General features: G+C 42.3%; 18 protein-coding genes and 1 riboswitch. Of the genes, 15 read left to right on the forward strand and 3 right to left on the reverse strand.

Translation table 11 applies throughout. The features are described from left to right. Nucleotides 1–138: 138 nt before the first annotated feature. The 6 genes from ACYX4O_RS05270 to rbsB are packed head-to-tail and all read left to right on the forward strand — an operon-like array spanning nucleotide 139 to nucleotide 5,794. Nucleotides 139–1,116 (forward strand): LacI family DNA-binding transcriptional regulator, encoded by a 978-nt coding sequence (locus ACYX4O_RS05270; RefSeq protein WP_476355221.1) that lies wholly within the window; start codon nucleotides 139–141, stop codon nucleotides 1,114–1,116. A 5-nt stretch (nucleotides 1,117–1,121) separates the two neighbouring features. Next, complete coding sequence (gene rbsK / locus ACYX4O_RS05275) at nucleotides 1,122–2,012, forward strand: ribokinase (RefSeq protein WP_476355223.1); 891 nt, start codon at nucleotides 1,122–1,124, stop codon at nucleotides 2,010–2,012. Beyond that, complete coding sequence (rbsD, locus tag ACYX4O_RS05280; RefSeq protein ID WP_476355225.1) at nucleotides 2,009–2,395, forward strand: D-ribose pyranase; 387 nt, start codon at nucleotides 2,009–2,011, stop codon at nucleotides 2,393–2,395. The genes rbsK and rbsD overlap by 4 nt, the downstream gene beginning before the upstream one ends. A 16-nt stretch (nucleotides 2,396–2,411) precedes the next feature. Continuing rightward, nucleotides 2,412–3,902 (forward strand): sugar ABC transporter ATP-binding protein, encoded by a 1,491-nt coding sequence (locus ACYX4O_RS05285; RefSeq protein ID WP_476355227.1) that lies wholly within the window; start codon nucleotides 2,412–2,414, stop codon nucleotides 3,900–3,902. Beyond that, nucleotides 3,895–4,851 (forward strand): ribose ABC transporter permease RbsC, encoded by a 957-nt coding sequence (gene rbsC / locus ACYX4O_RS05290; RefSeq protein ID WP_052115123.1) that lies wholly within the window; start codon nucleotides 3,895–3,897, stop codon nucleotides 4,849–4,851. Before ACYX4O_RS05285 ends, rbsC begins: the two co-directional genes overlap by 8 nt. A 10-nt stretch (nucleotides 4,852–4,861) precedes the next feature. Continuing rightward, on the forward strand, nucleotides 4,862–5,794 hold the full coding sequence (rbsB, locus tag ACYX4O_RS05295) for a ribose ABC transporter substrate-binding protein RbsB (RefSeq protein ID WP_476355229.1): 933 nt from the start codon (nucleotides 4,862–4,864) through the stop codon (nucleotides 5,792–5,794). A 40-nt stretch (nucleotides 5,795–5,834) separates the two neighbouring features. On the opposite strand, the gene ACYX4O_RS05300 is transcribed toward rbsB, so the two are convergent. Beyond that, nucleotides 5,835–6,401: a DJ-1/PfpI family protein gene (locus ACYX4O_RS05300; RefSeq protein ID WP_476355231.1), complete on the reverse strand. Its 567-nt coding sequence runs from the start codon at nucleotides 6,399–6,401 to the stop codon at nucleotides 5,835–5,837. 638 nt (nucleotides 6,402–7,039) lie between these two features. On the opposite strand from ACYX4O_RS05300, the gene ACYX4O_RS05305 reads away from it, so the two are divergent. The 6 genes from ACYX4O_RS05305 to ACYX4O_RS05330 all read left to right on the forward strand — a co-directional run bounded on the left by ACYX4O_RS05305 (nucleotide 7,040) and on the right by ACYX4O_RS05330 (nucleotide 12,642). Continuing rightward, nucleotides 7,040–7,993 (forward strand): DUF2268 domain-containing putative Zn-dependent protease, encoded by a 954-nt coding sequence (locus ACYX4O_RS05305; RefSeq protein WP_476355233.1) that lies wholly within the window; start codon nucleotides 7,040–7,042, stop codon nucleotides 7,991–7,993. 376 nt (nucleotides 7,994–8,369) lie between these two features. Then, nucleotides 8,370–9,371 (forward strand): DUF2268 domain-containing putative Zn-dependent protease, encoded by a 1,002-nt coding sequence (locus tag ACYX4O_RS05310; RefSeq protein ID WP_476355235.1) that lies wholly within the window; start codon nucleotides 8,370–8,372, stop codon nucleotides 9,369–9,371. A gap of 16 nt (nucleotides 9,372–9,387) precedes the next feature. After that, on the forward strand, nucleotides 9,388–9,543 hold the full coding sequence (locus ACYX4O_RS05315; protein WP_476355237.1) for a hypothetical protein: 156 nt from the start codon (nucleotides 9,388–9,390) through the stop codon (nucleotides 9,541–9,543). Between the two features lie 384 nt (nucleotides 9,544–9,927). Next, nucleotides 9,928–10,377 carry a YkvA family protein gene (locus ACYX4O_RS05320; protein ID WP_476355238.1) on the forward strand — a complete coding sequence of 150 codons (450 nt, stop codon included), beginning with the start codon at nucleotides 9,928–9,930 and terminating at the stop codon, nucleotides 10,375–10,377. A 268-nt stretch (nucleotides 10,378–10,645) separates the two neighbouring features. Beyond that, nucleotides 10,646–10,821, forward strand: a riboswitch (Lysine riboswitch). A 99-nt stretch (nucleotides 10,822–10,920) separates the two neighbouring features. After that, nucleotides 10,921–12,207, forward strand: coding sequence for a diaminopimelate decarboxylase (gene lysA / locus ACYX4O_RS05325; RefSeq protein ID WP_476355240.1), 1,287 nt, complete (start codon nucleotides 10,921–10,923; stop codon nucleotides 12,205–12,207). A gap of 201 nt (nucleotides 12,208–12,408) precedes the next feature. Continuing rightward, entirely contained in the window at nucleotides 12,409–12,642 is a 234-nt protein-coding gene (locus ACYX4O_RS05330; protein ID WP_476355242.1) for a hypothetical protein, read from the forward strand. 186 nt (nucleotides 12,643–12,828) lie between these two features. Here ACYX4O_RS05330 and ACYX4O_RS05335 read toward each other — a convergent pair whose 3' ends face one another. Both ACYX4O_RS05335 and ACYX4O_RS05340 read right to left on the reverse strand, forming a co-directional pair. After that, the gene (locus tag ACYX4O_RS05335; protein ID WP_476355244.1) at nucleotides 12,829–14,070 is read right to left on the reverse strand and encodes a dicarboxylate/amino acid:cation symporter; all 1,242 of its coding nucleotides are present in this window, start codon (nucleotides 14,068–14,070) and stop codon (nucleotides 12,829–12,831) included. A 312-nt stretch (nucleotides 14,071–14,382) separates the two neighbouring features. Continuing rightward, on the reverse strand, nucleotides 14,383–15,120 hold the full coding sequence (locus ACYX4O_RS05340; protein WP_476355246.1) for a potassium channel family protein: 738 nt from the start codon (nucleotides 15,118–15,120) through the stop codon (nucleotides 14,383–14,385). A gap of 198 nt (nucleotides 15,121–15,318) precedes the next feature. Between ACYX4O_RS05340 and ACYX4O_RS05345 the strand changes: the two genes are divergently transcribed. Genes ACYX4O_RS05345 through ACYX4O_RS05355 form a run of 3 tightly spaced genes read left to right on the forward strand, consistent with a single transcriptional unit; the run spans nucleotide 15,319 to nucleotide 17,184 of the window. After that, nucleotides 15,319–16,173: an ABC transporter ATP-binding protein gene (locus ACYX4O_RS05345; RefSeq protein ID WP_476355248.1), complete on the forward strand. Its 855-nt coding sequence runs from the start codon at nucleotides 15,319–15,321 to the stop codon at nucleotides 16,171–16,173. After that, nucleotides 16,166–16,819, forward strand: coding sequence for an ABC-2 transporter permease (locus ACYX4O_RS05350; protein ID WP_476355250.1), 654 nt, complete (start codon nucleotides 16,166–16,168; stop codon nucleotides 16,817–16,819). The genes ACYX4O_RS05345 and ACYX4O_RS05350 overlap by 8 nt, the downstream gene beginning before the upstream one ends. After that, nucleotides 16,819–17,184 carry a GntR family transcriptional regulator gene (locus ACYX4O_RS05355; RefSeq protein ID WP_476355252.1) on the forward strand — a complete coding sequence of 122 codons (366 nt, stop codon included), beginning with the start codon at nucleotides 16,819–16,821 and terminating at the stop codon, nucleotides 17,182–17,184. Before ACYX4O_RS05350 ends, ACYX4O_RS05355 begins: the two co-directional genes overlap by 1 nt. Nucleotides 17,185–17,699 lie beyond the last annotated feature (515 nt).

Here is a 17,699-nt window from a genome sequence, read left to right on the forward strand (position 1 = left end):
AATTACCATTAATGGTATAGCGTTTGTATATTAAACTCTATCAAAGCGTCATAAAGAAATAGTAATTAGTTATTGAAAACGATTACAAGTATGTGTTAAGTTATGTGTAACCGGTTACACATAACAGGGAGTGAAAACATGATTACGATAAAAGACGTTGCCCGTGAAGCGGGTGTATCAGTCGCCACCGTTTCGCGAGTCTTAAACGAAAATGGCTATGTAGGGGAAGAAACGAAAAAGAAAGTCCTAAAGGCCATGAATACATTAAACTATAGTCCAAACGAAGTTGCTCGCTCCCTGTATAAACGGGAATCGAAACTGATTGGACTATTGCTACCAGACATAACAAACCCATTCTTTCCTCAACTGGCCAGAGGAATTGAAGATACTGTAAATGAATCAGGGTATCGGCTGTTACTTGGCAACAGTGATGAGGAGCTAGAGAAAGAACTTGATTATATTCAGACGTTCGTTCAAAATAACGTCGTTGGCATGATTTCAGCGACAAACCATGTCGATCAAACGATATATGACGCCTTACAGATTCCACTTGTCCTACTAGACCGTACGACCGAACAGTATCCTTCTGTATACAGCGACGGACGGGAAGGTGGTAGACTTGCGGCGCACACGTTGATTGAAAAGGGAGCCAAAAGAATTACGTTAATGAAAGGGCCAGCCCACGTGAAACCAGCACAGGATCGCTTTAAAGGAGCAGTTGAGGTGCTAAGTGAAGCCGACATCGACTTTTCGGTGCTTGCGACAACCTCTTACTCTTTCGAAGATGCTAAAGGGTGGGCTGAGGAACTGTTTCAGAAATACCCGAACACAGACGGGGTCATCGCAAGTAACGATATTGTAGGAATCGCCATTATTCATGAAGCGTTAAGGCTTGGTAAGCGAATCCCTGAAGACCTGCAAATTATCGGGTACGATGATATCCCGCAAAGCAGCCTATCCTATCCTCCCCTTTCAACGATCCGTCAGCCAGCATATGAAATGGGCAAGGCGGCAGCGGAGCTACTATTACAAACGATTAAGAAAGAACCAGGCGTAGAAATGACAATCGAGATGCCTGTAGAATTTATAGAACGAGATACGACTAGGAAGGAATGAAGGTCATGAATAAACCAAAGATTGCCGTTATAGGCAGTTCGTCGATGGATTTAGTCGTGACGTCGAACAGACGTCCATTAGCAGGGGAGACGGTTTTAGGAGAGTCTTTTGAAACCGTTCCTGGAGGAAAAGGAGCCAATCAGGCTGTTGCGGCAGCTAGACTTGGAGCTGACGTCTACATGATTGGACGTGTAGGAGATGATCCATATGGGACGGAAATTTTGGAGAACCTGAAACGCGAAGGGGTTCATACCGACCATGTGGAACCGGTTACACATACAAAGAGCGGAACAGCTCACATTATACTAGCAGAAGGAGATAACAGCATTGTCGTTGTAAAAGGGGCTAATGATCACGTCACGCCAGACTATGTGAATAAAGCTCGCGCTCGACTGGCTGAGTGTGAGCTGGTTCTTATCCAACAAGAGATCCCGGAAGAAACAGTGATCGAGACAGCGCGGTTGTGCAAGGAGTTAGGTGTTCCGCTTTTATTAAATCCAGCACCTGCTAGAGAGATCCCTGAGGAGGTCATTGAACAAGTAAGTTATCTTACACCAAATGAGCATGAAGCTGCGCAATTATTTGAAGGAGAAACGCTTTCGGCTATTCTGAAGCGATTCCCAAATAAGCTATTTATTACAGAAGGAAAAGCGGGCGTTCGATTCTTTAATAACCAGGAAGAAGTGCTTGTCCCGTCCTTCCCTGTAGAAGCTGTTGATACAACCGGAGCTGGAGATACCTTTAACGCAGCATTTGCCACAGCGATCGCCGAAGGAAAATTACTATTTGAATCCTTACGTTTCGCAAACCAAGCAGCCGCCTTATCTGTCACGGGATTTGGAGCTCAGGGCGGAATGCCAACACGAGCTGAGGTAGAAGGGGAGTTAAACAAATGAAGCGTCACGGCATAGTAAACAGTCATATCGCAAAAATATTCGCCGATCTTGGACACACCGACACCATTGTCGTAGCCGATGCCGGTCTCCCGATACCAGACGGGATCACGAAGATCGATCTATCCTTACAGCAAGGGGTTCCGCGTTTTCTCGATGTGGTCAGACTGTTGAGTGATGAGATGGTTGTTGAGAAAACGACGGTCGCGAACGAAATGGAACAGAACGAAGCAGTACATGATGGGTTTAAGGCAACATTCGATGATGTGGAGTACATCTCACACGAATCGTTGAAACAACAAGTGAAGAACGCAAAAGCTGTCATCCGAACAGGTGAAGTTACACCTTTCGCAAACTGTATCCTACACGCTGGCGTCACGTTCTAACAAAGGGGGATGGAACATGAAGATCTCTATGGAGAACATCCACAAAGCCTTCGGGACCAATCAGGTGCTCGAAGGTGTGGATATGGAAATTAAGTCAGGCGAGGTTCACGCTCTAATGGGAGAGAACGGAGCGGGAAAATCGACGTTAATGAAGATCCTAACAGGCCTTCATCAGAAAGACGAAGGGACCGTTACGATTGACGGGGAAGAAAAGATATTTGCCAATCCAAAAGAAGCCGAGCAATTTGGAATCGCGTTTATCCACCAGGAGCTCAATGTGTGGCCGGACTTAACGGTGTTAGAGAACTTATTTATCAACAAAGAGCCTGTAACGAAGTTCGGTCTTATTCAAACGAAAAAAATGAAAGCGATTGCGAACGAGCAATTTGAGAAACTAGCCGTTTCGATTCCTCTTCATAAAGAAGCCGGAGAGTGTTCTGTCGGGGAACAGCAGATGATCGAAATTGCCAAGGCACTCATGACCGATGCGAAAGTGATCATTATGGACGAGCCTTCAGCTGCTCTTACAGACCGGGAGATCGAGAAGCTGTTTGATGTGATTCGCTCGTTGAAAGCTTCAGGCGTATCGATTGTATACATTTCGCACCGTATGGAAGAGATCTTTACGATTTGCGATCGGATTACTGTGATGCGCGATGGTCAGACGGTTGATACAACACCGATTCCGGAGACAAGTTTTGACGATGTCGTCAGGAAGATGGTGGGTCGAGAGCTGACAGACCGGTTCCCGGAAAGAACGCCAGACCCTGGTGAAGCGGTGCTTGAAGTGAAAGGGCTTGGCCGAAAAGGGGTCTTTCAAGATGTGAATTTCAACGCTCGCGCTGGTGAAATCGTTGGGGTAGCCGGATTGATGGGGGCGGGACGCACAGAAATTATGCGAACCCTATTCGGCTTAGACGGAAAGTATGAAGGAGAGATCCTCGTAAACGGTCAGAAAGTAGACGTGAAGAATCCAAGTCAGGCGGTAAAGCTTGGACTAGGGTTTATAACAGAAGACCGTAAAGGAGAGGGCCTTGTCTTAGACTTTCCGATTAAAGACAACATTGCCTTACCAAGCTTACGAAGCTTTACAAAGAATAGTCTGATCCAGGAAAAAGAAGAACAAGAATTCGTTGATCTGCTTATTAAACGCTTAACGGTTAAAACGGAGTCTTCTAAAACAGAAGCGAAGAATCTATCAGGCGGAAATCAGCAAAAGGTCGTCATCGCCAAATGGATTGGGATTGGCCCGAAAGTGTTAATTCTAGATGAACCAACGCGCGGTGTAGACGTTGGGGCGAAAAGAGAGATTTATCAGTTAATGAATGAACTAACAGACCGCGGGGTCGCGATTATTATGGTGTCTTCTGAACTACCAGAAGTGCTAGGCATGAGCGACCGTGTTCTCGTTGTACATGAGGGGACGATTGCTGGAGAGCTTAACCGAGAGGAAGCTGACCAGGAGAAAATTATGACATTAGCAACAGGGGGTCAAGTGAATGGATAGTGCAATCAAAGGGGCAAAACAAGTAGGGAATATCACACAAAAATTAGGTCCGTTTGTCGGGCTACTCGCTCTTATTGTAGTTGTATCGATTTTTAATTCTAGTTTCTTAGAACCGTTGAACTTATTAAATCTATTAAGACAAGTCGCGATTAATGCGTTGATTGCTTATGGTATGACGTTCGTTATTTTAACAGGTGGAATTGATTTATCGGTCGGTTCTGTACTCGCCTTATCGAGTGCTTTAATGGCAGGCATGATGGTGTCTGGTCTTGATCCGATTCTAGCGATTATTATTGGTTGTTTACTAGGTGCAGTCATGGGAGCCGTGAACGGACTTCTTATTACAAAAGGGAAAATGGCACCGTTTATCGCAACACTTGCAACGATGACGATGTTCCGAGGATTGACGCTCGTGTATACAGACGGAAATCCGATAACAGGGCTTGGCGATAGTTACGCATTTCAACTATTTGGACGTGGGTACTTCTTAGGCATTCCGGTACCAGCGATTACGATGTTCCTTGCATTCGCGGTTCTTTGGGTGATTTTACACAAAACGCCATTTGGTCGTAAGACATATGCGATTGGTGGCAATGAGAAAGCAGCTCTTATTTCAGGTATTAATGTATCTCGCGTTAAGGTTATGGTTTATTCGCTTGCAGGCTTACTCTCTGCCCTTGCCGGTGCGATTCTTGTATCTCGTCTTGATTCAGCACAGCCAACAGCCGGTGAAGCGTACGAATTAGACGCCATTGCCGCTGTTGTACTAGGTGGAACGAGTCTATCAGGTGGTCGTGGGTTAATTATCGGAACACTGATTGGTGCACTTATTATCGGTACACTGAATAATGGCTTGAACCTACTTGGTGTATCTTCCTTCTTCCAGATGGTTGTGAAGGGTGTCGTTATTATCATCGCTGTATTAATTGACCGAAAGAAAGCAGCATAGGGGGATAAACATGAGAAAATTACGTCTTATAACTATGATGAGCCTCGTCCTTATTTTCCTAAGTGCCTGTTCCCTGCAACCTCCAGAGTGGGCGAAGCCAAACTCAGGCAGCGGAGAAGGGGACGTGAAGGTTGGGCTATCCGTTTCTACTTTAAATAATCCTTTCTTCGTATCAATGAAAGAAGGAGTCGAGCAAGAAGCTGAAGCACAAGGAATGGAAGTCGTTGTTGTAGATGCGCAGAATGACGCAGCCAAACAAGTGAATGACGTTGAGGATTTAATTCAGCAGGGTGTTGATATTCTTTTAATCAACCCAACAGACTCAGCAGCGATCTCAACAGCGGTTCAATCTGCTAACAGTCTTGGCATTCCAGTCATCACGCTAGACCGCTCCGCTGAAAAAGGAGAAGTGGCGACCTTAGTCAGTTCTGATAATGAAAAAGGTGGCGAAATCGCTGGAAAGTACATCGTGGAACAAGTTGGTGAAGGGGCAAAAGTCGCTGAACTAGAAGGCGTACCAGGCGCATCCGCCACCCGCGAACGCGGAGCAGGCTTCCACAACATCGCTGATGAACAGCTAGACGTCGTGGCCAAACAAACAGCAAACTTTGACCGTACAGAAGGATTAACGACGATGGAGAATATGCTTCAGGGAAACCCTGACATTGAAGCCGTGTTTGCCCACAATGACGAAATGGCCCTCGGCGCGTATCAAGCGATACAGAGCTCAGGCCGCGACATTCTCGTTGTAGGATTTGACGGCAACGACGACGCCATGAGCAGTATCAAAAGCGGAAACCTCTCCGCAACCGTTGCCCAGCAGCCGATTGAGATTGGGAAACTAGCTGTACAAGCGGGGGATGATGTTCTTCAAGGGAACGACGTAGAAGACACAATTCCAGTACCGCTTAAGCTTGTGACTGAGGAGAATGTAGAAGAATAAGGTTTTGAAGAACCCGGGTGTCAGCCACCCGGGTTTATTGTTAGCTTCTCAACTGATTTTTAAAGAACAAGACGGTTTCTAGTTCATCCTCACTATCTTCAAACAGGTCAAGCTCCTTACCAACCCCAACTGCAAATTCTATATACGCATTTCCTTCTGATGTAATCAGATTCTCACACACCGTCACATCAGCCTTACTTTTATAAGCTGGGTTAAAGCACGAAGGGAACTCTTCTATTTCAATCGAAGTAGAATATTCCCGCTCTCGTAATACAGAGCTTGCCCCTAAGAGTGTAGACGCCCCGCAAATCGCGGCGATCCACTTATTCTTTTCATCAAAGTCCCGAATAAGGGTAGTGATTTTAGATTCTTCTAAGAGTGGCTCAGGATCTCCCCCTGGAAGGATTAATAGATCGTACCCCTCGGCCGCGCATTCGTCGATCGTTTTCGTGGCCTTCACTGTAAATTGACCGCTGTGCGTCACTTCTGTCTGAAGAGCCGTCGTCTCAATCTCACAACCTGTCACGCTTAAGATGTAGGATAAGGGACCAACCTCCCAATCCACATAGCCTTCATATAATAAGAATAATGCTTTCAATGAATCCACCCTTTCTCCTGGATCGTTTGTGCAATATATTGAAAATTCTAACACAAATATTTGGTGGTTGTTGAAACTTTTAGAAATATAAGGAAAAGGGGATCTCTTCTGCTGGAAACGAAAGCGGAGATAAGGTTTCACAATAAATGCAGAAATTCTAAAACAATCATGACTACACTGAGCAAAAATCATCAAAGTAAAAAAGAAAAGGCACGCTCAGCAATCGATAGCTTCCTCGAAACATAAGTAATGGATGTCTAGCCCTTATCCTCTTTGCTTCCTCTATCACAGGAGTCGTATTATGGATTGATTGACAAGCGCATCTTAATTTAACAGGTTCGGTTTTGGAGTACAAAAAGCGAAGCCGCAGTCGTTTTCACACCTAAACTAACAGGACAATCACAACCAAATTCACACCCGAAAACACACAGATATTTGATATCTGTGTGTTTTTATTTAGGGGTGCATTATAATGATTTCAATAGAGGGAACTGGAATTTTATGTTAAAATGAATGTAGGCTTTGTGAAGAAGTGTACTTAAACTAACAGGGCAGTTTAGTGAAAGAAGAACTGTACTTTTAATTAAAGTGCATTATGATAATAGAATTTTTAAAACGAAGGGATTTAAATAAGGGAGGTTTTTTTAATGAATAAGAGAATTATGGGATTAGCTACTGCACTAACGCTACTATTTTTATGTGCTTGTTCACAAACGAATGAGGGAGAAGCAGTAGCGGGTGGAAAAGAAGAGGGGAAAGATAGTCTTGTTTTATCATTTGAAAACCCTCAAACAAATCAAGAGTTTAAAATTGTGAGAGCCGATAAGCTTTTTGAAGGTTTAAGAGAAAAAATAGAAAAGAACACCGAACGTTCAGAGTTGGATGTGTACAAAGAAGTGGTCATTGATCCCGTATACCAAGATTGTTTTGCGAACGCAGAATATCCGTATATGGCGGATTCTATCCTTCATTCGACACCAAGTGTTTACACGCCTCTGCCTACACTAAGTGAAGAAATTGAGGAAAAACAAGTTGAGGAAACCATAAAGCAAGCGTTAATCAAATCATCTAATCTTCTTCCATCTGATAAGGAAACAACAGTGTGTGTATTTCCGACTACCAAACCTGTACCTATGTTTACAGTTGGAGCTGGGAAAATCATTGTTTTATATAACAAGTATTATGATGATAGTTCTATTAAAGCGGGAATAGCTCATGAGTATCATCATAGTGTTTGGACTGAAAAATACCTAACCGACAATGCGAGTACCACAGTTTTAGATAATTTAATTTTTGAAGGGAAAGCTGTTATGTTCGAGAAAATAGCTTATCCTGATATCACATTTACACCAATTGATGAGAGATATCATCAAGAACATTGGGAGAGTATTGAAAATGATTTTCACAAAGCAGATTTCAATAGATCGATGGAAATAATTTCTGGAGGGAAAGGATTACCTGACCTTTACGGATATAGCGAAGGGTATAAGATGGTCCAATCATACCTCAAATTACACCCAGAGCTTACACCAGAAGAGTGGACACCTATTAAAGCCCTAGAGATTTTCAATGATGGCAACTATATAGATAATTACCAATAACAAGCTGAGAGTTACTTAAGTAATACGGAATAGGAGTCCAAAACATTATGTTGTGCTACAAAATGAACTACTTTTTGATGTGAATTTAGCTGGAAAAGGCGTAGTCATTTAAAGGTTTGGAAATTTAGTGGGGCAATACCGATGAAAGTAATTCCTTATTCAACAAACGGGTGCGATTGTTGAATAAGCGCAGTCGCTTCTTTCATTAACGCGGCAGGATTGCTGAATATGGATTTAGGGGGGATAAAGAAAAGTATTACTCCTCGTTACACTTTTCTTTTGTTGCTTACTATTTCTTTAATAGGATGCTTAAATAGGGACACAGTGACAGGTACCTTGTTACTGTGTTTGCATGTTGACAATGGAGGGAGATAGAATGATGCGTTTTGTTTTTATCCTGTTGTTCGTGATCGCTATTATAACAGGATGTAAGGATCAGGAAGAACGAGAAGTTCGTTCACCCACCACACCAAAACCCCAGGAAGAAATAGACCAATTGGAAAACTCAGAACATTATACTCTCCAACACGCTAAGCCCACCGAGATAATCGTTAAAGGTCAAGAGTTTCAGATCATTCCATTTTTTGACCCTATTCTTAACTATATTCAGTTCATTGAAGAGAATCCTTTAGAGAGTAAAACAGAAGCCTACGCATCAACGGTTGTCGAGCCATTCCGTAAAGAGGCATTCGGTGAAAGTGGCGGAGATGTTATGAAACCGCCCAAGAATATAGATAAACTTAAGGAATCTGTTCAAATGTTAGATTCTAAATATGAAGATCTAGTAGGTTTAATTGAAGAATCATTAGAGAAGTCTGTTGACCTCCTCGAGGTGGACAGCTCTACGAAGGTCTATTTGTTTCCATTCAATCCAGATCAACTTAGTTTAATCAAAGATGTGAACGGGGTAACAGGGAGTGCGATTAAGGAGTTAATCGTCCTTGAAATAGCTCCTGAACAATACACCCATGAGGCACTTACATACACCATGGCTCATGAATATCATCATGTTGGCTATTTTCATTTGAATAAAGATGAACAAAAGGATTTGATTAATGAAGCGCTGATTGAGGGTAAAGCAGATTCCTTTGCGAGCATGATCTATCCTGATTATGAAAATCCATGGACTGGAGAGATATCGGAGAATGAAGAGAAGAACATAATGAAGTGGATAAATGAGAAACGATACACCTATGAAAGAGAGGATGTATTACAATTTTCCAGCGGTAACGATGTTATTCCGAGGTGGTCTGATTACAAAATTGGCTTCGTAATTATGCAGGAATTCATACAAAAACATCCTGTCGTTTCTGTTGAAGAATGGACCAAAATGGCACCTGATGAAATATTAGAGAGAAGCGGTTATGGTTGGCGTTAGTAGTCTCTTATTATTAATGGGTTATGTGTTAAAAATCAAGCCCCTCATGCTTTACTACTATGAAGAAACATCAGCAAGTTTGACAGCAGGTGGCTCCATTCTGCCCATAGTGATTGGCGCGATTTGTTGCTATTTATTGGATCGAATCTATTATCGACAGAAAGTCATGTGAAGATCGAAAATACATATAATATCTGTGGACTCTACCATAGCGTATTCACTTAGATAGTGGATACGCTTTTTAATATGGCATGCTTCCGTTCCCTCTACATATGGCAAAGGTGGTTCGGGAAATTGCGATACTCCTGCGGCAGGAGGAGACTTGTAATAGAAAGCGGAAGTTCGACTAAGATCGTCACATCGTGTGACAACGTCGAACGACCCCACGTCGTGTGGGGTCGCGGAAAGCGAGTGATTTCCCCAACCACCTTCCTCTCATTCTAAGCTAACGGAAGCATATTACCGTTTTTGCCTCATCTTACTGATTGATCAGGAATAAATCCACCCTATTCAGGGAAAACAGAAACCAAGATCATTCGATTAAAGGAGAGGGACCATGGAGGAAAAGAAGACCTATCAACAACGCTTAAAAAACTTAAATCCAGCCCGTGCCATAGAACGAGGACGAGATTATTTCTCTGAAAAAGAATTCGGTGAAAAAGTACGCGCCTATAGCGGCCGTCTAGGAAAGAAAGGCGTATACTATAGCTTGCTCCTTTTCTACGCATTCAAAAATCCTGATACACCAAAGAAAGCAAAGCTAACGATTGCCGGTGCGCTTGGATACCTAATCCTGCCAGTAGATGCCATCCCCGATATGATCCCGGCCGTTGGGTTTGCTGATGACAGTGCCGTGATTATTTACGCCGTCTACCAGGTGTTGTCTCATATCAATGACGACGTGCGAAGTCAGGCAAAGGAGCGCGTGAAGAAGTTGTTCGGGGATTCGATTGATGTGGATGAGCTCGAGGATCCTAAGGATTCAGACCGCACGGCTGAAGGGTAATCAACAAGACTTTTCTGAGTACGGTTACTTAGGAAAGTCTTTTTCTGTATGATGGAAGTAGATTGAAATTCGGGAAGGGCGTGGGAATGATGTTTGAATGGGTATACGTTCCGGACTGGTATGTGTGGATGACGGCGGTTGTGGTTATTTTGTTTATAGCTGCGACCGAGTATTTCTTAAGGTAGGGGATCTTTTTTAAGTGGCGCGTTATTGACATTTGTTAAAACATAATGGTATAGTTTCTAACCATAATATAATAATAACTCTCTCTGACAATAGAGGCGCGAGTATGATGAGTAGCTTTCCGGAGGACAATGGGTCCAGAGAAGGGGAGGGAAAGGCAGATCGCCGAGATAAAGAGTAGCCATTCTATTCTTTGTTGGGTTGGTATTGAATAAATGCCAGACTGTCGCAATGCTAAGATTGTGGAGCACTATTGAAGAGATGTTGTACATATCTTCAAGGTCTATTTCTAGAAGAACCGTATGAACATCGCTTCATACGGTTTTTTGTGTTGCAGAGGAGACAAAAGGAGATTTATAGATGCAAACAGTAGAAGCAAACGTACAAACAGATTTGGAAATCGGCGGGGTAAGTACGGAGAAGCTTGTTGAAGAATATGGAACGCCGCTTATGGTGTATGACGAAGGGATGATCCGTCGGCATGCCCGCGCATTTCGCGGCGCGTTCAAGTCGAGTGGTCTTGATTTCCAAGTCGCTTATGCGAGTAAAGCATTCTTGTGTAAAGAGATGGCGCGCTTGGCTAAACAGGAGAAGTTATCCCTTGATGTCGTCTCAGGTGGAGAATTATACACAGCACTCCAAGCAGGATTCCCGGCAGATCGTATTCATTTCCATGGCAATAATAAATCAGAAGAGGAATTAGCGATGGCCCTTGATGCACAGATTGGCTGTTTTGTCGTTGATAATTTCCTTGAGATTGAAATGCTACATGACTTAGCCAATCAGCGTAATCAAGAAGTGAACATTTTGCTACGAGTGACACCAGGGGTGGAAGCTCATACACATGAATACATTATGACCGGCCAGGAAGATTCAAAGTTTGGATTTGGATTATCAAACGGGCAAGCGGAAACAGCGGTCCAAATTGCGACTCGTAAACCACAATATAAACTGTTAGGCATCCATTCTCATATCGGTTCGCAAATGTTTGAAACAGATGGATTTGACCAGGCTATTCAGATCTTAACTGGATTTGTGTATCAGATGAATAAGAAATACAGTCTTGAGTTACCGGTTCTGAACGTCGGTGGTGGATTTGGCGTTCGATACACAGAAGACGATCAGCCACTGGCTATCTCTGAATACGTTCAAGCCATTTCAGAAAGTGTAAAGAAGCACTATACCGATCATGAGCTGCCCTTCCCGGAAGTGTGGATCGAACCAGGTAGAAGCATGGTAGCAGAAGCGGGAACGACCTTATATAAAGTCGGCTCTAAAAAGATCATTCCAGATCTCCGTACGTATATCACGGTCGATGGAGGAATGACGGACAATATCCGTCCGGCCCTTTATCAGGCGAGGTACCAGGCGATGCTAGCCAACCGTCCGGATGAAGACGCAACGGAACTTGTGAGTGTAGCCGGGAAGTGCTGTGAATCAGGTGATATGCTGATCTGGGATCTGATGTTACCCCCTACGAATTACGGAGATATCTTGGCTGTCTTTAGTACAGGTGCTTATGGGTATTCGATGGCAAGTAACTATAACCGCATTCCACGTCCGGCTGTCGTGTTTGCGCAAGACGGGGAATCGCGTGTTGTGATTGAACGAGAGACGTATGAGGATTTGGTGAGGAAGGATCAGTAGATGTAAGGCCCTATGTATTCTCAAGTAAAGTTCGTTATGGTACGCTGTGTTTACCAACTTTTGGATGTTTTGTGATCCAAGCTGGGTATTGAATTAAACAGAGAATACATAACAGTTTACGAAAGAGCGCTCCTTTAAGGTTTCTTCATTGTTAAAGAATTCGGCTGTTGAAGAATCTAAGGAGAGTAGGGGGGACAACATATGTTACGAAAAGTGAATATCGTTTTGCCAGCTTTGGTGCTTGGTCTATGCTTGTATGATCTTTTTATTAATTCTGTAGAATGGCCGATTGAAATTATGTTTTTCTTAATCGCAATGATGAATCTATTTCTTGGTCTTGAAGAAGTAAAGGACAAGAAGAAACTACGCGGAAGTGTATATTTATTTACCTCCTTTGTTCTTGTTACGGGGATGATGATCGGATTAGTGGGATAAGGGGACAGGTTCCTTGTCCCACCCTCTATGACGTTTTTACATGATAATATTTGAAAAGGTCATAGATCCTCCGCATATCAATCTTGGGAAGCACCAGAACCGCCCCAGCGCTTGCTAATCTTTTCGATTAATACGATAAAAAAACGGACTTCCTATGTAATAAGGAGTCCGTTTTTTATTTAAGAATCAAGCTGTTTTCTTAGTAGGATCTTGTTTATCCTCCGACTTATCCACAACCGCAGCTCCAACGATATCGCCAAATACGTTCGAAGCTGTACCGGCCATACCAATCAGAACGTCAACACCTGCAATCAGTGCAACAATCTCAAGAGGTAAGTTGAACATCGTTAAGACAGCAGAGAGTGTCACAAGTCCGGCTGCTGGAACACCAGCTGTCCCGACAGATAGAAGCGTACCGATTACAACGATTGTAAAGAAGTCACCAACAGACAAGGATAAGTTTGTAATGTTCGCTGCGAACACGATCGATACACCCATGCGCAGAGCGCCACCATCAGAGTTAAAAACCGCACCGAGCGGAAGTGTAAAGTGAGCGACGCGCTCTGATATACCAGCTTTCTTCGCCGTATCAATCGCAACTGGTAAAGTAGCGACACTGCTTGAAGTGAAGAAGGCTGTCGTATAAGCGTCTTTCGTAGCTGAGAAGAACGGCTTTAACGGATGACCTGATAGCTTCAGGAATGTTGTGTAAACAAGCGCCCAAAGAACAGCAACTCCCGCATAAAAGACAGCCGTAAAGCTAAGTAAGGATTGAAGTGTTTCCCAACCTTGGCCACCAAACGAAGAAGCACTAATTCCGAAAATTCCAATTGGAGCGTATAAGAGAACGCCGTTTAATAGTTTATAGAACAGTTCATTGAGCGCCTGGAAGAACCGGTCTAACAGCTCACCGTAGCCTTTCATCTTCTCTTCACTAGAGAATTTCATCGTCGAGATCGCGATACCGATAATGACAGATAAGAAAAGAATCGACATGAGATCCCCATTCACAAACGGTGCGACGATATTATCAGGAATAATGTTCATCAACACATCACCAAATGAAGGCGTATCTGGTTTCTCAACCTCTGCGTTTGGAAGCTCAAGATTCTTACCAGGATCGACCAAGAAAGCAAGCCCAAGTCCAATAAACACAGCAGCTGCTGTTGTCGCGATGTAGTAAAGAATGAGTTTCCCACCCATGCGACCGAGTGTAGGTAAGTTCATCTGATCCACCGCCAAGACAACGGTTAAGAAGATGACCGGTATGGCAATGAGTTTTAATAGATTGATTAATAGATCTCCCAGGGGCTTAACAACCGTTGCCTGTTCCCCGATGGCTAAGGCGAGCAGTGTACCTGCAAGAAATCCGATAAACATCTTAAGTACGAAAGATGTTTCTATGTATTTGTTGAAGAGTGTTTTCAACCGATTCCCTCCTTTTTCTTTATAGTAATTAAAGAGTAAGATGTCCTTACGAATTTTATCATGGATCGCTTAGATGAGATAGTTATAAGGGATAAGGGGACAGGTACCTTGTCCCTCTTTGTCTTTTCCCTTTCCCTTTTTAGGAAAACGGAATAGAGGCGCTCAGTCTATGACACTTTCATTAGTATATAGATGTATAACGTAAGAGATCGCACACATCTCGTCCCTTTTAATAAAAAAACGTCAGAGAATGGCATGATCTCTGACGTTTTTGCGTGAAACAGCATTGTAAAGGTAAAAGATCCCTCAACCTCATGAAGCACCAGAACCGTCCCCGCGCTTCTCCTTGTATTGTTCGAGTTGCTGTATCATCTCGTTGAGGCTTTCATCACTAGGGTTCTTGTTCAGTCTAGATCTAACAAACTCCAGTTCTTTTGGTAGTTCTTCATGCTCGTCTGATTTTGAATGATCCGATGAGAACAGTGAAGCGATTGTTCCTGTAACGACACCTATAACTCCTATTCCAATAAACATTAGAACACTTGCGATCACCTTTCCTGCTGGTGTCTGAGGATAGATGTCTCCATACCCAACTGTCGTAGTTGTAACCACTGCCCACCATAAAGAATCTCCATAAGATTCAAATTCAGGCTCGATCCAGGTCATAGAAAGGGAGCTGAGAAATAAAAAGACAATGACAAATACGAATACCTTATCGATGTTATATTTCTCAAAAACGATATCCAAGAAAGAACGCCCTCGTTTTAATAAAGAAATGAGGCGGATAACTTTCAAAAGTCTAATCAGGCGAACGGCTCGAAAGATCTGATCTAATGGAATGATTGCAATAATGTCGAGGGGATTCCTTTTTATAAATTCCCATTTCTTCTCACTAGCCACGAGTCGTACGGTGTAATCTAGTAAAAATACAATCCAGATGAATAGATCCAGCGCAAATCCTTGCTCCTCTGGAAGTTCAGCAACCAAAGAAATAATGACAAGACTTGCTAGAAAAATTTCATATATAAAACTCTTTCTTAGTACATGCAAAGAATCACCACACAGTTATAGTCCTCCAAAGACATGAAAAAGGAAGGTACTATACAAATACCCGTATAGTGACCTGATGAAGCACCAGAACCGTCCCCGTGCTTCCACCCGTGCTTCCAAAATTTAATTGACATTCATCTTGTTTTGAGGGTATAGTGTGTATATACAATATACACGGTTTAGGAGAGGAGCTTACCTATGATGGCTTTGGATGTCAAAAATCTGAATAAGAAATATGAGCAATTCCAGTTAAAAGATGTTTCTTTTCAACTAAAGAAAGGATACATTATGGGGTTTATCGGCGCGAATGGAGCTGGGAAGACAACCACTATAAAATCAATTTTGAACCTGACTCATTTTGATAGTGGGGAAATAAGTACGTTGGGTAAGAATTTCATTGAGCACGAACTCGAAATGAAGCAAGTGATTGGGTATGCTTTCGGTGGGGTTAATTATTATACAAGAAGCAAGGTCAAAAACGTAACGAATGTGGTTAAGAAGTTTTATAAGCATTGGGATGAAGAAACCTACAACCATTATCTTAAGAGATTTGATTTAGATGAGAATAAAAAAATCGCTCAATTGTCAGAAGGGATGAAAGTGAAATATAATTTAGCCCTTGCCTTATCACATGGTTCAAAGCTACTGATCCTTGATGAACCAACCAGTGGACTTGACCCTGTAGCTAGAGACAATTTGTTAGATCTATTTCAAGAGTTGGTAGAAGAAGGTGAAGTCAGTATTCTTTTCTCAACTCACATTACTTCTGATTTAGAAAAATGTGCAGATTATATCACCTACATCCATAACGGAGAAATCATTAATAGTGGCGAGAAAGAAGAATTTATTAACACATATCGATTGTTGAACGGAGATGAAAGTCAACTTGAAAAGGTGAAAGATGATTTAATTTCTTATAAAGAAAATTCATTTGGCTTTACAGGATTGATCCATGAGGAAGATTTTGACCCGTCATTAGAAATTAAATCAACGCGCCCAAATCTTGAAGAGATCATGATCTATTTTTCAAAAAGGGAGGGTCTTTATGTATAACTTACTTTTGAAGGAATTAAAGCTAGGTGTAAGCCCTTTCTTTTATGTATTACCTTTTCTAACAGGAGCGCTAATGTTAATTCCAGGGTGGCTATACTTCATTGTACTCCTCTATTTCTGCTGGATAACGGTACCGAATATGTGTGGGGCTTATAAATCTCAGAATGATTTACAGTTCTCTTTGATGATGCCTGTCACTAAAAAGGATATTGTAAAAGCGAAAGTTGCTGTCATTGTAATACTAGAGTTGTTGCATATTGTAACTGCCGTGATTTTTGGCTTCATTAATACTCAATTATATCCCGATTTCACAAACTTCTTCTTTGGGCCGACTGTAGGGTTTTGGGGACTTGGCTTTATCATGCTAGCGATCTTTAACTTCATCTTTATCTCTATGTATTTCAAAACAGCCTACAAATTTGGCGCACCAACCATAGTGGCCATTACAGCTGCTATGTTATTTGCAGGAGGTGCTGAATGGTTAGGGATCAAAAATTCTACGATTTTTGACCTTTTTAAAGGTAGTGGTGCGGACAATTTAGCCATTCACATACCGATCCTGCTCGGAGGGATTGTTATATTTGCAGTATTTACGATTATTGCTTATCATATAGCCATTAAACGATTTATGAAAGTGGATATCTAATGAATGTTGCCGTATCACATACCTCTGAAAAACCGATCTACCAACAGCTTTTTGACCAAATCAGTGCTCAAATCCTTAAAGGTGAGATTGAAAAAGGCTATAGCTTACCATCAATCCGACAAGCCGCTAAGGAACTGCGTGTCAGCATTATAACGATAAAGAAAGCTTGGGAAGAGCTTGAACGATGCGGGTTGATCTACACTGTAACCGGTAAGGGTTGCTTCGTAGCCGAACTCTCATCTGAAGAGATCCTTCAAAAGCGCAACGAAATGATTGAAAAGCAAATGGCTGTTGATATTTCGTATTACAAGTCTTTTGGTCTGACTTTAGAAGAGGTTATCGAACTTTTGAAGAAGATTTATTAAAGAGGGATAGGGGGACAAGGGATAGGGGGACAGGTCCCTTGTCCCTTATCTTTTATAGAAAAACACAAAGAAACGTCAGAGATCACATGATCTCTGACGTTTTTGTATGACAAATTAATGAAAAGGTAACAGATCCCTCAAATATTAACCTCATGAAGCGCTAGACCCGTCCCCACGCTTCCAAGGATTTCACTAACCAGTATGATCTAGTAAAATAGAGCAAGAAAAATTTATGATAGAACTAACGATGGTTTAAGCGAGGTATAGGAGGTTTATTGTTGAAGCTACTAAAAAGATTTATTATAGGTGTTCTGGTGTTATTTGTGATATTTTCCATAATAGGAGTAGTTGCATTTAATTCTTTTTAAAAGGGGATAAGGGGACAGGGATAAGGGGACAGGGATAAGGGGACAGGTCCCTCGTCCCTCTGTGACGCTTTCATTGAATTACAGGAGCAAAAGGTAAGAGATCGCGCGCATCTCTTACATTATTAAAGAAAGAACACAAAGAAACGT

It is taken from the genome of Pontibacillus sp. ABV4_188 (assembly GCF_056311905.1).